This window comes from Pseudonocardia sp. (assembly GCF_050246655.1).
GTDB lineage: Bacteria > Actinomycetota > Actinomycetes > Mycobacteriales > Pseudonocardiaceae > Pseudonocardia.
In genome coordinates, this window is sequence record NZ_JBFWVQ010000007.1 from 54,346 (window position 1) to 71,190 (window position 16,845).

General features: G+C 75.8%; 14 protein-coding genes. 8 read left to right on the top strand and 6 right to left on the bottom strand.

Annotated elements, in window-relative coordinates:
• The first annotated feature begins 19 nt into the window (after nucleotides 1-19).
• Together AB7J25_RS04265 and AB7J25_RS04270 are read left to right on the top strand one after the other, a co-directional pair.
• Nucleotides 20-946, top strand: a complete 927-nt coding sequence (locus AB7J25_RS04265; RefSeq protein WP_428505220.1) for an EamA family transporter — start codon at nucleotides 20-22, stop codon at nucleotides 944-946.
• Nucleotides 943-2,196 (top strand): winged helix-turn-helix domain-containing protein, encoded by a 1,254-nt coding sequence (locus tag AB7J25_RS04270; protein ID WP_428505222.1) that lies wholly within the window; start codon nucleotides 943-945, stop codon nucleotides 2,194-2,196. Before AB7J25_RS04265 ends, AB7J25_RS04270 begins: the two co-directional genes overlap by 4 nt.
• 665 nt (nucleotides 2,197-2,861) lie before the next feature.
• Here the strand turns inward: AB7J25_RS04270 and AB7J25_RS04275 are convergent.
• Both AB7J25_RS04275 and AB7J25_RS04280 read right to left on the bottom strand, forming a co-directional pair.
• A complete protein-coding gene (locus AB7J25_RS04275) occupies nucleotides 2,862-4,160 on the bottom strand; it encodes a DUF4097 family beta strand repeat-containing protein (RefSeq protein ID WP_428505224.1) in 1,299 nt (432 codons plus the stop codon).
• Nucleotides 4,145-4,660 carry a toxin-antitoxin system HicB family antitoxin gene (locus AB7J25_RS04280; RefSeq protein WP_428505226.1) on the bottom strand — a complete coding sequence of 172 codons (516 nt, stop codon included), beginning with the start codon at nucleotides 4,658-4,660 and terminating at the stop codon, nucleotides 4,145-4,147. The genes AB7J25_RS04275 and AB7J25_RS04280 overlap by 16 nt, the downstream gene beginning before the upstream one ends.
• Before the next feature lie 101 nt (nucleotides 4,661-4,761).
• On the opposite strand from AB7J25_RS04280, the gene thyX reads away from it, so the two are divergent.
• Together thyX and AB7J25_RS04290 are read left to right on the top strand one after the other, a co-directional pair.
• Nucleotides 4,762-5,514 (top strand): FAD-dependent thymidylate synthase, encoded by a 753-nt coding sequence (gene thyX, locus AB7J25_RS04285; protein ID WP_428505228.1) that lies wholly within the window; start codon nucleotides 4,762-4,764, stop codon nucleotides 5,512-5,514.
• Nucleotides 5,515-5,721: 207 nt separating this feature from the next.
• Complete coding sequence (locus AB7J25_RS04290) at nucleotides 5,722-6,348, top strand: TIGR03085 family metal-binding protein (protein WP_428505230.1); 627 nt, start codon at nucleotides 5,722-5,724, stop codon at nucleotides 6,346-6,348.
• Here the strand turns inward: AB7J25_RS04290 and AB7J25_RS04295 are convergent.
• A complete protein-coding gene (locus tag AB7J25_RS04295; protein ID WP_428505232.1) occupies nucleotides 6,345-7,325 on the bottom strand; it encodes an LLM class flavin-dependent oxidoreductase in 981 nt (326 codons plus the stop codon). The two genes, AB7J25_RS04290 and AB7J25_RS04295, sit on opposite strands and share 4 nt — an antisense overlap.
• A complete protein-coding gene (locus tag AB7J25_RS04300) occupies nucleotides 7,322-8,329 on the bottom strand; it encodes a methyltransferase (protein WP_428505234.1) in 1,008 nt (335 codons plus the stop codon). The genes AB7J25_RS04295 and AB7J25_RS04300 overlap by 4 nt, the downstream gene beginning before the upstream one ends.
• 104 nt (nucleotides 8,330-8,433) lie before the next feature.
• Here AB7J25_RS04300 and AB7J25_RS04305 point away from each other — a divergent pair, with 104 nt between their 5' ends.
• Nucleotides 8,434-11,526 (top strand): AfsR/SARP family transcriptional regulator, encoded by a 3,093-nt coding sequence (locus AB7J25_RS04305; protein WP_428505236.1) that lies wholly within the window; start codon nucleotides 8,434-8,436, stop codon nucleotides 11,524-11,526.
• An 89-nt stretch (nucleotides 11,527-11,615) separates the two neighbouring features.
• On the opposite strand, the gene AB7J25_RS04310 is transcribed toward AB7J25_RS04305, so the two are convergent.
• Nucleotides 11,616-11,939, bottom strand: coding sequence for an AzlD domain-containing protein (locus AB7J25_RS04310; protein ID WP_428505238.1), 324 nt, complete (start codon nucleotides 11,937-11,939; stop codon nucleotides 11,616-11,618).
• On the bottom strand, nucleotides 11,936-12,841 hold the full coding sequence (locus tag AB7J25_RS04315) for an AzlC family ABC transporter permease (RefSeq protein ID WP_428505240.1): 906 nt from the start codon (nucleotides 12,839-12,841) through the stop codon (nucleotides 11,936-11,938). Before AB7J25_RS04315 ends, AB7J25_RS04310 begins: the two co-directional genes overlap by 4 nt.
• Nucleotides 12,842-13,047: 206 nt before the next feature.
• Here AB7J25_RS04315 and AB7J25_RS04320 point away from each other — a divergent pair, with 206 nt between their 5' ends.
• From AB7J25_RS04320 to AB7J25_RS04330, 3 genes are all read left to right on the top strand, one after another.
• Nucleotides 13,048-13,899 (top strand): class I SAM-dependent methyltransferase, encoded by an 852-nt coding sequence (locus AB7J25_RS04320; RefSeq protein WP_428505242.1) that lies wholly within the window; start codon nucleotides 13,048-13,050, stop codon nucleotides 13,897-13,899.
• Nucleotides 13,900-13,965: 66 nt separating this feature from the next.
• On the top strand, nucleotides 13,966-14,913 hold the full coding sequence (dapA, locus tag AB7J25_RS04325; protein ID WP_428505244.1) for a 4-hydroxy-tetrahydrodipicolinate synthase: 948 nt from the start codon (nucleotides 13,966-13,968) through the stop codon (nucleotides 14,911-14,913).
• 39 nt (nucleotides 14,914-14,952) lie between these two features.
• Nucleotides 14,953-16,737, top strand: coding sequence for a ribonuclease J (locus AB7J25_RS04330; RefSeq protein WP_428505246.1), 1,785 nt, complete (start codon nucleotides 14,953-14,955; stop codon nucleotides 16,735-16,737).
• Nucleotides 16,738-16,845 lie beyond the last annotated feature (108 nt).

Below are 16,845 nucleotides of genomic sequence, written 5' to 3' on the forward strand. Positions count from 1 at the left end.
CTATGGCAACGTCACGCGCGTGCGGTGGTCGTGGACGGCGCTGGGCGTCGTGTACGTGGTCTGGAGCTCCAGCTACCTGGCCATCCGCTTCGTCATCGAGACGATCCCGCCCCTGCTCGCCAGCGGGATGCGGTTCCTCGTCGGCGGGGCGCTGCTCGCGGTCGTGGTCGCGCTCGTCGCCGGGCGGTCGGCGCTGCGGATGACGTGGCCCCAGTTCGGGACGGTGGCGCTGTCGGGCCTGCTGCTGCCCGCGTGGGGCAACGGGCTGGTCTCCGTCGCGCAGACCCAGGTGGCGTCCGGGTTGGCGGCGCTGCTCCTGGCCGCGGTGCCGCTGTGGATCGTGGTGCTGCGTGCCGTGACGGGCGACCGCCCCGGGCGGGCCACCGTGATCGGGGTCCTGCTGGGTGCGGTCGGGCTGGCTGTGCTGCTGCTCGTCGGCCCGACGCGCGGATCGGCGGGCGTGTCGGGAGCCGCCTGGTGGGGTCCGTGGCTGGTGCTCGTGGCGGGCCTCGGCTGGGCAGCGGGTTCGTTCGCGACGACGCGGCTGCCGGTGCCGCCGAACCCGTTCGCGACCGCGGCCGTGCAGATGCTCGTCGGTGGGGTGATCGTGCTCGTCGCGGGCCTCGCCGTGGGGGAGCGCCTGGACCCGGCCGCCGTGACGGCCTCGTCGTGGTGGGGGCTCGCGTACCTGGCGGTCGTCGTCGCGCTGGGGGCGTACGCGGCCTACGCCTACGCGCTCGCGACGCTGCCGGTGTCGACCGTCGCCACCTACGCCTACGTGAACCCGGTGCTCGCCGTCGTGCTCGGGGTCGTCGTGGCAGGCGAGCGGTTCGTCCCGCTGCAGCTGGCGGGCGGCGCGGTCGTGCTGACAGCGGTCGTGATCGTCGTGGCGGCCGAGCGCACCGTCCGGAATCGTCAGGGTGACCTGGCAGCATCCAGAACGTGACCACTCTCGGCCCCGCCGCCGCCCGCCGGGCCGTGCTCGCCGCCCAGGGCTTCGCGGACGCGCGGCCCTCCGGTGCGGTGACGCGCCGCCACGTCGCCCGCACCGTCGAGCGGCTGCGGCTGCTGCAGCTGGACTCGGTGAACGTCGCCGTCCGCGCCCACTACATGCCGCTCTACAGCCGGCTCGGGCCCTACGAGCAGGCCCTCGTCGACGACGCGGCCTGGTCGCACTCGGCGCGGCGGCCGCGCCTGCTCGTCGAGTACTGGGCGCACGAGGCGTCCCTGTTGCCCGTGGCAGACCGGGCGCTGCTGCTCTCCGGGGCCAAGCGCGCCGGCTGGTGGCGCCACTACGGCGAGCTGGCGCGGCGCAACCCCGCCCTCGTGGAGGACGTGCTCGCCGTGGTGAAGGAGTACGGCCCCGTCGGTGCGGGCGAGCTCGAACGGCTGCTCGGCGGCGACACCGGACGGCCCCGTCCGCCCGGGGTGTCGTGGTGGGAGCGCTCGGACCTCAAGCGGATCTGCGAGTACCTCTTCGGCACCGGGGAGCTCACGACCGGCGCGCGTCGCCACTTCCAGCGCCTCTACGACCTGCCCGAGCGCGTCCTCCCGCCCGAGGTCCTCGCCGCACCGCCGGTGGCGCCGGACGACGCGGCCCGCCGCCTCGTCCTCGGCGCCGCCCGCGCCCTGGGTGTCGCGACGGAGCCCGATCTGCGGGACTACTACCGGCTCGCCCCGGACCGCAGCCGCGCGGCCGTCGCCGAGCTGGTCGACGCGGGCTCGCTGGAGGAGGTCGCGGTGGCGGGCTGGCGCGGTCCGGCCTACCGGGTGCCCGGGGCGCGGGTGCCGCGGCGGATCGAGGGGCGGGCGCTGCTGTCCCCGTTCGACCCGCTGGTCTGGGAGCGCGAGCGCACGGAGCGGATCTTCGGGTTCCGCTACCGCATCGAGATCTACGTGCCGGAGCGCAAGCGCGAGTACGGCTACTACGTGTTCCCGTTCCTCCTGGACGGGGAGCTGGTGGGCCGGGTCGACCTGAAGGCCGACCGCGCAGCCGGGGTGCTGCGCGTCCCGGGCGCGTTCGCCGAGCCCGGAGCGGACGGCCTCCGCGTCGTCTCGGAGCTGGTGGGGGCGCTGCGCGAGATGGCGGGATGGCTCGGGTTGGACGGGGTGGTGCCGGGCGAGCGGGGGGATCTGGCCGCCCCGCTCGCCCGCGCCCTGGTGGCGCCCCGTGGCCGGGCGCCGGCGTCGGGGTGAGGCGGCTCGGTCAGGGGGCTGCGGGGTTGGGCGGATGCGGTTCCGGGCGGATGCGGTTCCGGGCGGGTGCGGTGTCCGGCGGGTGCGGTGTCCGGCGGGTGAGCGAGTCGGCGTGGGCGCGTGGGGTGGCCAGGTGTCGGCCTGGTCGCACCCTGCCGGTCTGTCTGCACCTTCGCAGGGGTCCGGGGCCGCTTCGCAGGGGTCCGGCTCGTCTACGCAGAGGTCGGGGCCGCTTCGCAGGGTTCGGGGGCCCGCTTCGCAGGGGCTGAGTGCGGTTCGCAGGGGCTGCAGGGCCTGCGAGGGGTGTTGGGGGTCTGCGAGGGGTGGCGCGGCTCGGGCGCGCCGGCTTCGCAGGGCTCGGGGCTGCTTCGCAGGGCTCGGGTGTGCTCTGCAGGGGCGCCCGGTTGCGCTCGCGGTCTGGTGATCCGGGCGAGCCTCGTGGGTTCGGCGGCGAAGGCTCGCCTTCGCAGGGGTCCGGGTCGCTTCGCAGGGGCTGCGGCGTCTGCGAGGCGGGTGTGGGCGCTGCGAGGGCCCTGCGAGGGGCGTGTGGCGGGCGTCCAGTGCTGGGCGCAGGGGCCGCGGCCGGGTGATCAGGCCACGGCCCCTGCGCGGTGCTCAGGCCACGGCCCCTGCGCGGTGCTCAGGGCGCGACCGCTGCGCGGTGATCAGACCGGGACCGCAGCCCGGGTGATCAGCATGTCCCCGCTGCCGGTACGTCCCCGCACCCGCAGCGTCGGCGCCTGCTGGGGCGCGATCTTCTCCACGGTCAGGTCGCTGCGCGCCTTGCCCGAGCCGGTCGACAGGTCGAGCTCCGCGCCGACACCGGGGTGCACCGCGACGGTGAGCCGTCCCGAACCTGTGGCGATCTCCACCGAACCCGAGCGGGCGTCGGTGACCTCCACGTCACCGGATCCGGAGCGCACCCGCAGCTCGCCCGCGGTCTCGCCGATCCGGACGTCGCCGCTGCCCACCTTGATGTCGGCCTGCCCGGTCGCGGCGGCCACCGTGATGCCACCCGAACCGGTGCGCACCCGCGAGTGTCCGCCGATCGGCCCGAGGCTGACGTCACCGGAGCCGGTCTTGACATCGCTCTCGGCCGCGGCGCCCGTCACCAGGACGTCACCGGCTCCCGTTCGGACTGTCAGCCGGGAGCCCTCGGGCGCCCGCACCGTGACGGCGAGCGGCACCACCCGCAGCGGCAGCTCCTCCGGGCTGCGCACCGTGAGCCGGCGCGCGACGGCGGACCAGGTGACCTCGGTCGCGGCGACGGCGTCGGTGGCGAGCCGCTCCGGGTCGCGGATCGGCAGGTCGAACGCGCCCTCGAACCTGTCGAACGCCGCGTTCTGCCCGAGCCAGCTCAGGATGTTGCCGATGCCGCGCGACCAGCCGGTGCCCGCCGACGGATCGTGACGCACCTCGACGTGCACGCCCCGGGGCGGTGGCCCGGCTGCGGTGTCGGTCCCGGACCCGGCCGGCGAGCCCGGCGGCGAATCCACCGGGGAGTCCGCCGGGGGCCCGGCCGACGAGCCCCCAGAGTCCGCCGCGCCCGTGCCCGCTGAGCCCGGTGTGCCGCTCGCCGGATCGCCCGCGGCGCCTGCCGCGCCCGCGCTACCTGCCGCCTCTCCGCCGGTGCCCTCGTGCGCCCCGGCGCCGGAAGCTGCCGCCCCGGGCGCGGCCGCGCTTTCGACCCCCGGGGAACCGGCCGCACTCCCGGCCCCCGCCGCACTTCCGGCCCCCGGCGCGCCAGCCGCGCTTCCGGCCCCCGGCGCGCCGGCCGCCCCCGACCCGGAGGTGCCCTCGGCCCCCGCCGCCGACTGCGGCCCAGCCGACTCCAGCACCACCCGCACGCGGCCGACGTCCACGGAGAGCTCCAGGTCCACCGGGCCGTCGACCGGCCAGAACTCCTCGCGGACGTAGCCCGCGGCCTCCGGCATCTCCCACGGCCCGGTCATCCCTGCACCCACCCTCGCAGGTTGCGGTCGTCGCGCCGGTCCCGGCGGCGGTGACGCTGGTCGGCGCCCTGCAGCGCGCCCTGGACGGCCTGCGCCACCCACGAGTTCAGCGAGACTCCCTGGGCGGCTGCGGCCTGCTCGGCCTGGCTCTTGATCTGCTCGACCAGCCGCAGCGTGATGCGGCTGATGTCGTCCCCGCCGGGCCGGAACGGCGGCGGCGGGGGAGGCGACGGCGGGGTGTCGGTGCGCTCCGCCCGCTCGGTGCGCTCGGCCTCGCCCGAGACCGACACGCGCACGTCGCGCCCGTCCAGGCGGACCTCGACGGTGCGGTCGCCGAGCGCCTCGGTGACCTCGGCGGCGAGGTCGGCGAGCGCGTTCATGAGGGTGAGGCGGGCGGCGGGTTCGATGGCGCCCGCGAGCAGCCCCGCCGTGCGCCGGGTCTGCTCGTCGCCCGCCGCGGCCGCAGCGGCGAGATCCTCACGCAGCCGCGCGACGTACTGGCTGAGATCCATGACACCACCATGACGTCAGATGTGACGTCAGTCAAGGAATTCGGTGACATCACCGTGAGCGGTCCGCGGACCTGTCAGTGCCGTTGGTTACCCTGCCGAGCATGCCCGAGACCGTGCCGCCGAGGGTCCAGCTCGTCGCGAGGACGGAGTTCCTGCCGCCCGAGGACGTGCCGTGGAGCACCGATGCGGACGGCGGCCAGGCGCTCGCCGAGTTCGCGGGCCGGGCCTGCTACCAGTCCTGGGGCAAGCCGAACCCGGTCACGGCCACGAACGCCGGCTACCTGCGCCACATCCTCGAGGTCGGGCACCTCTCGGTGCTGGAGCACGGGTCGGTGAGCTTCTACCTCACCGGGGTGTCGCGCTCGCTCACCCACGAGCTGATCCGCCATCGCCACTTCTCCTACTCGCAGCTCTCCCAGCGCTACGTCCCGGAGCGCAACGCCGCGATGGTCGAGCCGGACGCCATCGCCGCCGATCCTGAGCTGCACGCGCTCTTCGCCGAGGCCACCGCGGCGTCGGTGAAGGCCTACGAGGAGCTGCTCGCGGGCCTGGAGAAGCGGTTCGCGGACGTCCCGAACGCCACGCTGCGCCGCAAGCAGGCCCGCCAGGCCGCGCGCGCCGTGCTGCCGAACGCCACCGAGACCCGCATCGTCGTCACCGGCAACTACCGGGCGTGGCGGCACTTCGTCGCGATGCGCGCCACCGAGCACGCTGACGTCGAGATCCGCCAGCTCGCCGTCGAGTGCCTGCGCCAGCTCCAGGTGGCGGTGCCCAACGTCTTCGGCGACTTCGAGATCGCCACCCTGGAGGACGGCACCGAGATCGCGTCCAGCCCGTTCGTCACGGAGGGCTGAGGAGGGCTGAGGAGGGCTGAGGCCCGCGCCGGGCCTCCGCGTGGCCCGCCGCCCGATCCGCCCCCGGGTCCTGAGACCGAGCGTGATCACCATCGCTCCACGTCCCCGGCCGCCCCGAGCCCGCCGCGCGGCGCCCGTGAGCGGGGAATCACATGACCGGGAGCCGCTCTGCACGCCGGAACCGGTGAGCGCGGCTAGCGTGGGGGCGTGAGCCTCGCCGTCACGGAGCGCGCCGCCCTCGCCGACACCCTCGCCGCCGTCGACCCGCAGCGCCACACGCTCTGCGAGGGCTGGACGGCCCGCGACCTGCTCGCGCACCTGCTCGTCCGGGAGCGCCAGCCGTGGGCGTCGCCGGGGATCGTCGTCGACGCGCTGGCACCGCTCACCCGCAAGGCGATGGCGACGTGGGCGGACGTCCCGTGGGCCGAGGCGGTGGCGCTCTTCCGCGACGGGCCGCCGCTGTGGTCGCCCTACCGCGTCCCGGGGGTGGACGCGCTGGTCAACGGCGCCGAGCACTACGTCCACCACGAGGACGTGCGCCGCGGCGAGCCCGGCTGGGAGCCGCGCCCGCCGGACGCCACGCGCGATGCCGAGCTGTGGGCGATCCTCGAGCGCACCGCCCGGATGCTCTACCGCCGCAGCCCCGTCGGGGTGGTGCTGCGCCGGCCCGAGGGCACCCCGATCGTCGCACGCCCGGGCGAGCGGGCGGTGACGATCTCCGGCGAACCGGGGGAGCTGCTGCTGCACGGTTTCGGGCGCGGCGCGATCCGCGTCGAGGTGGAGGGAGCGGACGCCGACGTCGCCGCGCTCGCCGCCGCGCCCCGCGGTTTCTAGGCGGCCGGTTCCGGCCGCATCGCCTCCAGCATCGCGTCGAGCTCCTCCACGGGCCGCTGCGGCGGCAGCACCAGCGCCAACTGCTCGGCACCGGCTGCCCGCCACCGGTCGAGGCGGGCGCGCGCTGCGTCCGGTTCACCCCACACCACCAGCTCGTCCAGGAGGACCTCGGCGGACGCGGGCACGGTCGGCCCGTGCTCGGCTGCGGCGTTCACGACCTCGGCGACGGCGTCCGCGTAGCCCGCCCGTTCCAGCGTGCGCCGGTACAGCGGGCCCATCCTGGTCAGGTAGAAGCTCACCCACCAGGACGCCAGCTCGCGGGCCTGGTCGCGGGTCGGCGCGACGGCGACGGGCGGGCACAGCACGACATCCGGTCGCGGCCGTCCGGCCCGCGCCGCGCCCTTCTCCAACCGCCGGGAGTACTCGGGGAGCCCCGAGACCGGCAGCAGGAACGGGCACCACCCGTCGGCCACCTCCCCCGCGAGCTCGACGGCGGCCGGGCCGAGGCCGGCGAGGTGGATGGGCACGTCCGGGCGAGGATCGGTGGCCAGGCGCAGCGGGCGCCCGCCGTGCTCCCCGGCGGGGACGAGCCGCTCTCCGGCGAGCAGGCGGCGCACCTGGCGGGTCGTGTGCTCCAGGCGCCGGACCGGGGCGTCGAACGGCGTGTCGTGCAGCCCCTCGGCGAGCTGCGGGCTGCCCGAGCCGAGCCCCAGCGTGAACCGTCCACCCGAGATGTCGTCCAGGGTGGTGGCGAGCATGGCGACGGTCGCGGGGCTGCGACCCCACACGTTGAGCACCCCGGTGGCGAGCCGGATGCGTTCGGTGCGTACCGCGATCTCGGCGAGCAGCGCGCCCGCGTCGAGTCCCCAACCCTCCGCGACGTGCATGCTGGCGTACCCGAGCTCCTCCGCGCGCCGCGCCACGTGCACGACGACGTCGCGGCGGGTCTCCAGCGGTGTGACGGCGATTCCGGTCATGACGGCTCCTTGAGGGCGAGGATCACCCCGGTGATCTCCGGGATCAGGGTGTCGAGGGCCATCGGCTCGAAGCCGTGGCGGGCGACGCGCTCCCGCAGCTCGGTGCCGGTGAACGACACGGCGTCGGGGCGGTAGGCGAGGTACTGCAGGAACCACAGCGCCGCGGGTGCAGGCCCGCGGCGGTCGTCGTCGAGCAGGAAGTCGTGCACGATCAGCCTCCCGCCGGGGCGCAGGGCGCCGCGGGCCCGGGCGAGGACGACGTCGATCTCCGCGTCGGCCAGTGCGCTCAGCAGGTACGACATCAGCACGACGTCCTGGTCGCCCGGCCACGGGTCCCGCACGGCGTCGGCCGCGAGCAGCGTCACCGGCTCACAGGCGAAGGCGGCCGCGACCTCCACGACGCGGGGCAGGTCGAGCACCGTCGCCCGCAGACCCGGGTTGGCGGCGCAGAACGCCGTCGCGAACGCCCCGCTGCCGCCGCCGACGTCGAGCAGCCGCGCGGCGCCCGGCAGCGGGACGCGGGCCGCGAGCGCCCGGGCCGGGCCGAGCGACCCGGCGTGCTGGGCCGCGGTGAACACCTGCGCCTGACCGGCGTCGGCGAGCAGGCCCGCGAGGGTGTCGAAGGCGGCGCCGGTGCCGGTGATCCCGGCCGCGAGATGGGCCATGGCGGGGTAGATCTGCTGCGCGATCTGCAGCCGGAAGTACTCGCCCAGCCCGTCCGCGCCGACCAGGTGCCGCGCGCTCGCGGGCGCGTTCGCGAACGTGTCCCCGACCGCGACGACCAGCCCGACCGCGGCGAGCGCTGCCATCAGCGTCCGCATCCGGTGCGGCGGTACGCCGGTGTCGCGAGCCAGCTCCGCAGCCGTGCGCGGACCGCACGCGAGGTGGCTGAAGAGGTCCACGTCGAGGGCCGCGAAGAGTGCCTGTGAGGCCATGAAGCCGTAGGCCAGCCGGGAGAGCTCCCGCCGGTCGGTGACCGGCGGGGTCGGGGCCGCGAGCGTCATCGTTCCTCCCTCGTGAGTTCTGGTGGCCACCATCGGCCCCCAGGTCTCGCTAGGGTTGTGCCGAGCATGAAATCCGCAGGTCAGGAGGCATCATCGGCGACGACGTGGAGCTGCGGGTGCTGGGAGAGATCGACGTCCGGGTCGCCGGTGTCCCGGTCGAGCTCGGCCACACCCGCCAGCGCACGGTCTTCGCGGTGCTCGCGGTGGAGCTCAACCGGGTCGTCGCCGCCGAGGCGCTGATCCACCGCGTCTGGGCGGACCGGCCGCCCTACCGGGCCCGCAACGCGCTCTCGGCGTACGTCTCGCGGCTGCGGCACTGCCTGGACCCGGTCGCGGGCGTCCGGCTCTCGCGCGGGGCGGGCGGGTACGGGCTCGCGGCCGACCCGGACCGGGTCGACCTGCACCGGTTCCGCGCGCTGAGCGCCCGCGCCCGCGCGACCGGGCAGCCGGACGGGGCCGCCGATCTGTTCGCGGAGGCCCTCGCGCTGTGGCGCGGCACGCCGTTCGGGCCGGTCGACACGCCCTGGTTCGACGACGTTCGCACGTCGCTGCTCGCCGAGCGCTTCGCCGCGGAGCTGGACCGCAACGACGCCGCCCTCGCCGCGGGGCGCCACGCCGAGCTGCTCGTCGGCCTGCTCGATGCGGTGCGGGCGAACCCGCTCGACGAGCGGCTCGCGGGCCAGCTCATGCTCTGCCAGGCCCGCGGCGGGCGCCAGGCCGACGCCCTGGCCACCTACGCCCACCTGCGCGAACGCCTGCGCGACGAGCTCGGCGCCGACCCGGGGGCGGGGCTGCGGGCCGTCCACCAGCAGGTGCTCGCGGGGGAGCCGGCACCGCCGGTGGCCGCGACGCCGGTGGTGACCGTCGCGGATGTGGCCGGGCCGGGGCAGGCTGCCGCGCGGGGTGCGGGAGTGGGGTCAGCGGCCGGGCCGGGTGCGGCTGTGGCGTCGGCCGCTGCGCCGGGCGCAACCGTGGCGCCGGCCACCGTGCCTGGCGCTGTGCCTGGCACCGTGCCGGGCGCCGCCGCGGGGCCTGCCCGTGCTGCGCCTGCCGTCGCTGCGCCCGCCCCTGTTGCGCGGGTCCGGCCTGCCGGGCCTGTTGCGCCCGCGCTCCCGCGGCGGCCCACGTCGTTCATCGGGCGTCGCGAGGAGCTGGATGCCGTCGTCACGGCGCTGCAGCGGGGCCCGCTCGTGACGCTGGTCGGAGTCGGCGGGGTGGGGAAGTCGAGGCTGGCCCTGGAGGTCGCGGCCAGGGTCGAGTCGTCGTTCGCCGACGGCGCCCGGCTGTGCGAGCTGGCGGCCGTCGGCGACGGCGCGGCCGTCGGGCACGCGGTGGCGGCCGTCCTGCGGGTGCAGCAACGGCCTGGCCTGTCCATCGACGAGTCCGTGGTCGAGTACCTGCGCGGGCGCGAGCTGCTGCTGGTCGTCGACAACTGCGAGCACATCCTGGACCCCGTGGCCCGGCTCGTCGACGCCGTCGTGCGGGAGTGCCCTTCGGTGACGGTGCTGGCCACCAGCCGGGCCGCCCTCGGTGTCGAGGGGGAGCGGCTCGCCCCGGTGCAGCCGCTCTCCGACGCGGACGCGCAGCGGCTCTTCGCCGATCGCGCCGCTGCGCAGCGGCCCGGGTTCGCGGGCGACGAGACGGTGGCCGAACTCTGCCGCAGGCTCGACGGCCTGCCGCTCGCGATCGAGCTCGCCGCCGCGCGGATGCGGGTCATGAACGCCGCGGAGGTCGTGCGCAGGCTCGACGCCGGGCGGTTCGTCGGGGTCGCCGCCCGCGGCGCTCCGCCGCGCCACCAGAGCCTCGCCGCCGCCGTCGACTGGTCCTACCGGCTGCTGTCCGAGCCCGAGCAGCGGCTCTTCGCACGGTTGTCGGTGTTCGCGGGCGGGTTCGACGCCGCCGCGGTCCACGGCGTGTGCGGCACCGGCTCCCTCGACGACACGCTCGACCTCTTGATCGGGCTGGTCGACAAGTCGATGGTCACCGTTCTCGGTACCGAGGGCCGCACCCGCTACCGGGTGCTCGAGACCCTGCGCGCGTACGGCCGGGAACGGCTGGCCGTCGCCGGGGAGGAGACGGCGTCGGCCCGGCGGCATGCCGCGTGGTTCGCGGAGTTCGCCGGCGAGGTCGGGGCGGGGCTGCACGGACCCCACGAGCGCGCCTGGGTCGAGCGCGCCATGCCCGACCACGACAACCTGCGCACCGCCGTCGAGCGGGCGCTCGCCGACGCCGACGGCGACACGGCCCTGCGGCTGGTCACGTCCGCGTGGGAGCTCGTGCACCTGCGCGTCGGGTACGTGTCCGCGGGCTGGGCCGTGGACGCCCACGAGATCGCCGATCCCGGCCATCCCCTGCTCCCGGCCGCCGTCGGCGCCGCCTCCCGCGGCGCCTGGAACCGCGGCGACTTCACCGCCGCCCGCACGCTGGCCGCCCGCGCGGGCGGCCGGGTCCCCGGCCGCGGCACGGATCGCGTCGCCTACCCCGCGGACGTGCTCGCCGACGTGGCGCTCTACGAGGGCGATGCCGACGCGGCGTTGCGCCACTACACGTCGGAGGTGCGCCGGGCCCGCCGCCAGGACGACCCGATCCGGCTGGTCTGGACGCTCTACTACGTGGCGGTCTGCCACGCCGTCCTGCGCGAACCCGAGCGCGGGCTCGCGGCGGCGGCGGAGTCGGTGGAGGTCGCCGACACCACCGGCAACCCCACCGCGCTCGCGATGGCCCGCTACGCCCTGGGCCTCGTGCTCAAGAAGACCGAGCCCGCGCGGGCGCTGGAGCTGTTCGACGAGTCCGCAGCGCTCGCGGCGTCCGTGCGCAACTTCTGGTGGCACGGGATCGCGCTCATGGAGGCGGCGGCCACCCGTGCCGTGCACGGCGATCCCCACGCCGCCGCCCGCGCGTTCCTCGGCGTGCTGGATCACTGGGACCGTGCAGGCGACCGCACCCAGCAGTGGCTCAACCTGCGCTACGTCGCCCGGCTGCTCGTACGGCTCGGCGCGGACGGCGACGCCCTCGCGCTGCATCGCGCGCTCGTCGCGGCGGGGCGCCCGTCACCGCTGCACCGGGAGTGGGTCGCCGGGCACGCCGCACCCGGCCCGAGGGCCGCAAGGTCGGGTGCGGTGCCCTCAGGGTCGGGTGCGGCGCCGGTGGCGGACCTGGTGGCACTCGCGCGGCAGGCCCTGCGCCGGCACGGGTGACGGACGAACGGCGCGTTCGTCCCACTCAGCTGGACGAACGCGCCGTTCGTTGCGCGGGGGTGGGCCCTGGTGACCCTCGTGGCCGCGCGCTACAGCACCGCCGACAGGGCGGCCACCGTGGCCAGCCCGGCCACGACGGGCAGGACGAGCCCGCGCCACCGCCACGCCACCGCCCCGGCGACGACCGCCCCGGCCAGCACGGGCACCCGCCCGGCCAGCTCGGGCAGGGCCACCCCCGCCGCGACGCCCGCCCCCACCATGGCGGCGATCGCGGCCGGGCCCGCGTGCCCGAGGGCGCGGCGGACGGCCGCAGGGAGCCGGGAGGCGGGCAGCAGCGTGATCGCGGCGATGCGCATGAGGTAGGAGGCCACGCCGACCGCGAGCACCGCGACGAGGATCGCGGGGGCGCTCATCGCGGACCACCGCCGCACGTGCCGCCGCAGACGGGGACCGCGTGCTCCGCGTCGGACGGCGTCCGGCGGTCGCCCGGAGCGGGGTCCGGGGAGCCGGCGGGCCGGCCACGCCTTGCACGGCCTGGAGGTTCCCCGACGTCCGCGCGGTCGCTCCGGTCCATCAGCAGCCCGACCAGCATCCCCGCCCCGATCCCCGCCGCGAGCCCGACCCCGCCCGGCAGGGGTGCGCCCGCGATCGACACCGCGAGCGCCGTCGCCGCGACCGCAGCCGGTCGACAGGCCGCCAGCCGCGGCCCGAGCAGCCCCGCGAGTACGACGGCGGCCGCGGCGTCCAGCGGGGATCCGGCCGGCAGCATCGGGCCCACCACCCCGCCGATCCCGATGGCGGCCGCCCAGGCCGTCACGAGGAGCCCGCCCGCCGTCAGCCAGTAGCGCCGGAAGGCGGCGGGGTCGGAGAGGTCGTCGCGATCGAGGACCATGACGTAGGTCTGGTCGATGATGAGGGCGGGCGCGAGCCACCGGAACCAGGGTGGCTGGCCGCGGAACCGCGGCTCCAGCACCGCCGAGTAGAGCAGCAGCCGGGCGTTGATCAGCGCCGCGATGCCCACCGCGGCGGCGAGGCCGGCCCCGGCGGCCCCGAGGGTCAGCACGGCCAGGTGCGCCGCTCCTCCGAAGGTGGTGGCCGCGGCGAGGGCGTGCGGCAGGACGGGGAGTCCCGCATGGGTCGCGGTGGCCCCGATGACCAGCCCGAACGGGGCGATGCTCAGCGCGACCGGAACGACCTCCCGTGCCGCGCGGCCCGCTCGTCCCGGCGTGTCCGGTCCCCTCTCGTCGTCGAGTGCCGCCCGCGCGGCCGCTCCCACCGCGCAGGCGGCCGCTGCGTGCCCGATTCCGTCGCTCACCGTCCACCTCCTCGCGCCGCGGCGTGCGGCGACGGCTCCGAGCGTGGGCGCCGCTGCCTGCGCCAGGTCGTCACCGGTGTGAAACGCCCTGGTCGGTGCCTGTCACCAGCGGGCCTGTGACCTGCGCGTTTCACACCGGTGGCAGGTCCGCCGAGGCCGGGGGCGCGACGGTCATCCCCGTCAGGACCCCAGGGAAGGAAGCGCACATGACCAGCACAGCCACCGCCCCGACCGATGCTGCCGACCGTGCTCTCAAGGCGCGCCACCGCGCGCTCTGGGCGTCCGGGGACTACCCGGCCGTCGCGATCGACCTCATCCCGACCCTCGGTGCCACCCTCGTCGACGCGCTCGACCTGCGTCCGGGCCAGCGGGTGCTCGACGTCGGCGCCGGGTCGGGCAACGCCTCCGTACCCGCCGCGGCAACCGGCGCGACGGTCGTCGCCTCGGACCTCACCCCGGAGCTGTTCGGCCCGGGTCGGGCCGCAGCGGCCGAGCGCGGCGTCGAGATCGACTGGGTCGAGGCCGACGCGGAGAACCTGCCGTTCGACGACGCGTCGTTCGACGTGGTGTTCTCCTGCGTCGGCGCGATGTTCGCCCCGCGCCACCAGGCGGTGGCCGACGAGCTCGTGCGCGTCACCCGGCCCGGCGGGCGCATCGGGATGATCAACTGGACGCCCCAGGGCTTCATCGGGCAGCTCTTCGCCACGATGAAGCCGTACGCGCCGCCGCCCCCACCGGGCGCCTCGCCCGCCCCGCTCTGGGGCGACGAGCAGCACGTCCGGGCCCTGTTCGGGGACCGGGTGGACCTCACCGTCCGGCGGGACACGATCGTCATGGACCACAGCCCGACCCCGCTGGAGTTCCGCGAGTACTGGAAGCGCAACTACGGTCCGACGATCGCGGTGTACGCCGCGAACGCGGCCGACCCGCAGCGGTCCGCCGACCTGGACCGCGACTTCCTCGACCTGCTCACCCGCGCGAACACGTCGACGACCCGCGGCACCACCGCCTACCCGGCGGAGTACCTGCTGGTCACGGCGACGCGGCGCGCTGCGTAGGCCGCCTCCCGCGGCGCGCCGCCCGTTGACCCGGGCGGCGTTTCGCGGGCGGGGTACCGTCATCCCATGAGCCCGCGCGAACGAGAGCCCGCACCCACGCGCCAGGCGGGCCGCCCCTTCGGCCGCGTGCTGACCGCGATGGTCACACCCTTCGACGGTGACGGGCGTCTGGACCTCGCCCGCGCCGAGCGGCTCGCCACGCACCTGGTCGAGCTCGGCAACGACGGGCTGGTCGTCAACGGCACCACCGGCGAGTCGCCCACCACCACCGACGCGGAGAAGGCCGAGCTGGTCCGCGCCGTGGTCGGGGCGGTCGGAGACCGGGCCACCGTGGTCGCGGGCGCGAGCACCTACGACACCGCGCACAGCGTGCACCTCGCCAGGGCCTCGGAGAAGGCGGGCGCGCACGGGCTGCTGCTCGTCACCCCGTACTACTCGCGGCCCCCGCAAGCGGGGCTCGCCGCGCATTTCACCACGATCACCGACGCCGTCGACCTGCCGGTGATGCTCTACGACATCCCGCCGCGCAGCGTCGTCGCCATCGAGGCCGACACGCTGCGCCGCCTCGCCGAGCACCCGCGCATCGTCGCCGTGAAGGACGCCCGCGGCGACCTGCGGCACGGGGTGGAGATCATGACCACCACCGGCCTCGCCTACTACTCCGGAGACGACCCGGTGAACCTGCCGTGGCTCTCGGTCGGCGCGGTGGGCCACGTGAGCGTGATCGGCCACGTCGTCGCGGACCGCATCCGCGCGATGACGGACGCCTTCGAGGCGGGCGAGGTCGCGAAGGCGCGCGACATCAACGCGTCGATGCTGCCGGTGATGCGCGCGATGTCCCGGGTCGGCGGGGCGATCTTCGTCAAGACGGCGCTGCGGCTGCACGGCCTGGACATGGGCGATCCGCGCCTGCCGCTCGTACCCCCCACTCCCGAGCAGGTGGCGGCGATCGACGCGGATCTCGCCGAGGCAGGCGTCGACCTGCGTGCCAGGACGGAGGTCCCCGTCCCGTGACGACCCGCCGGCCCGTCCCCCGAGGGGCAGGACGCTGACATGACCCGGCCGCCCGCGCGGTCGGACCGCCCCCGGTCCGACCGCCGTCCCCGCCCGCCCCGGCGCGAGCCCGCTCCCCGCTCGACGCCTCCGGAACCGGTGCGGCCCGAGCTGCCCACCGCGCCGCCGCCCGCGCTCGCGGACGGCGGCCTGCGGGTCGTCGCGCTCGGCGGCATCGGCGAGATCGGCCGCAACATGACGGTCTTCGAGTACGACGGGCGGCTGCTCGTCGTGGACTGCGGCGTGCTGTTCCCGGCCGAGGACTCCCCGGGCGTCGACCTGATCCTGCCGGACTTCCGCGCGATCGAGGAACGGCTCGACGACATCGACGCGCTGGTCCTCACCCACGGCCACGAGGACCACATCGGGGCCGTGCCGTTCCTGCTGCGCCAGCGTCCGGAGATCCCCGTCGTGGGGTCGCGGTTCACCCTCGCGCTGGTCGCGGCGAAGTGCCGCGAGCACCGGCTCACCCCGCACCTGCACGAGGTGCGGGAGGGCGACCGCCTCCGGCACGGGCCATGGGACTGCGAGTACTTCGCGGTCAACCACTCGATCCCGGACGCGCTGGCCGTCGCGATCCGTACGCCCGCGGGCCTGGTGCTGCACACCGGTGACATCAAGCTGGACCAGCTGCCGCTGGACGGGCGGCTCACCGACCTCGCCGGGTTCTCCCGCATGGGCGACGAGGGCGTGGACCTGTTCCTCGTGGACTCCACGAACGCCGAGGTCCCGGGCTTCGTCATCGCGGAGCGGGAGATCGGGCCCGTCCTGGACGGGGTGTTCCACCGCTCGCCCGCACGGATCATCGTGGCCTGCTTCGCGAGCCACGTGCACCGCGTGCAGCAGGTCCTCGACGCCGCCGTGGCGCACGGGCGGCGGGTGTGCTTCGTCGGCCGGTCGATGGTGCGCAACATGGGGCTGGCCGCCGAGATGGGGTTTCTGCAGGTCCCGGAGGGGCTCGTCGTCGAGCTGGACGACGCCATGCACCTGCCCGACGACGAGCTCGTCATCGTCTCGACGGGGTCGCAGGGCGAGCCGCTGTCGGCGCTCTCGCGGATGGCGCGGGGCGACCACCGGTCGGTCGCGATCCGGCCCGAGGACACGGTGATCCTCGCGTCGTCGCTGATCCCGGGCAACGAGACCGCCGTGTTCGGCGTGATCAACGGGCTCACGCGGCTGGGCGCCACCGTGGTGCACCAGGGCATGGCGAAGGTGCACGTCTCCGGGCACGCCCCGGCCGGTGAGCTGCTGTTCCTCTACAACGCGGTGCGCCCGTCGAACGTCATGCCGGTGCACGGCGAGTGGCGCCATCTGCGCGCGAACGCCGCGCTCGCGGTCGCGACGGGGGTGCCGGAGGACAGGGTGGTGCTCGCCGAGGACGGCGTCGTCGTCGACCTGGTGGACGGCAAGGCGGCGATCGCCGGGCGGGTCGAGGTCGGGCGGGTGTACGTGGACGGTCTCGCGGTCGGCGACATCGGGGAGTCCACGCTGGGGGACCGGCTGGTCCTCGGCGAGGGCGGGTTCATCCAGATCACCGTGGCCGTGGACGCGACGACGGGCCGCGCGGTGGCCGCGCCGACGATCGCGGGGCGCGGCTTCTCCGACGACCCCAAGGCGCTGGACGCCGTCCTGCCGCTGGTGGAGGACGAGCTGTCGCGTACCGAGGCCGAGGGGATCACCGACACGCTGCGGATCGCACAGGCCGTACGCCGCGTCGTCGGCCGTTGGGTGGGGGAAACCTACCGGCGGCGCCCCATGATCGTCCCGACGGTGATCGCGGTCTGACGTCCCGGGGTTCCCCCGTCGAGAACGACGTTGTGCTGATCAACAAGCCCGTTTCGGCTGCACAACGTCGTTCTCGACGGAAACGCCACGGGGACAGGGGTGCGCCCG

What these genes read in the sequence shown, in the direction of transcription:
- AB7J25_RS04280 (WP_428505226.1), bottom strand. Translation starts at nt 4,660, where the DNA reads ATGGATCTCAGCCAGTACGTCGCGCGGCTGCGTGAGGATCTCGCCGCT.
- thyX (WP_428505228.1), top strand. Translation starts at nt 4,762, where the DNA reads ATGCCCGAGACCGTGCCGCCGAGGGTCCAGCTCGTCGCGAGGACGGAG.
- AB7J25_RS04295 (WP_428505232.1), bottom strand. Translation starts at nt 7,325, where the DNA reads ATGACCGGAATCGCCGTCACACCGCTGGAGACCCGCCGCGACGTCGTC.
- AB7J25_RS04300 (WP_428505234.1), bottom strand. Translation starts at nt 8,329, where the DNA reads ATGACGCTCGCGGCCCCGACCCCGCCGGTCACCGACCGGCGGGAGCTC.
- AB7J25_RS04310 (WP_428505238.1), bottom strand. Translation starts at nt 11,939, where the DNA reads ATGAGCGCCCCCGCGATCCTCGTCGCGGTGCTCGCGGTCGGCGTGGCC.
- AB7J25_RS04320 (WP_428505242.1), top strand. Translation starts at nt 13,048, where the DNA reads ATGACCAGCACAGCCACCGCCCCGACCGATGCTGCCGACCGTGCTCTC.
- dapA (WP_428505244.1), top strand. Translation starts at nt 13,966, where the DNA reads ATGAGCCCGCGCGAACGAGAGCCCGCACCCACGCGCCAGGCGGGCCGC.
- AB7J25_RS04330 (WP_428505246.1), top strand. Translation starts at nt 14,953, where the DNA reads ATGACCCGGCCGCCCGCGCGGTCGGACCGCCCCCGGTCCGACCGCCGT.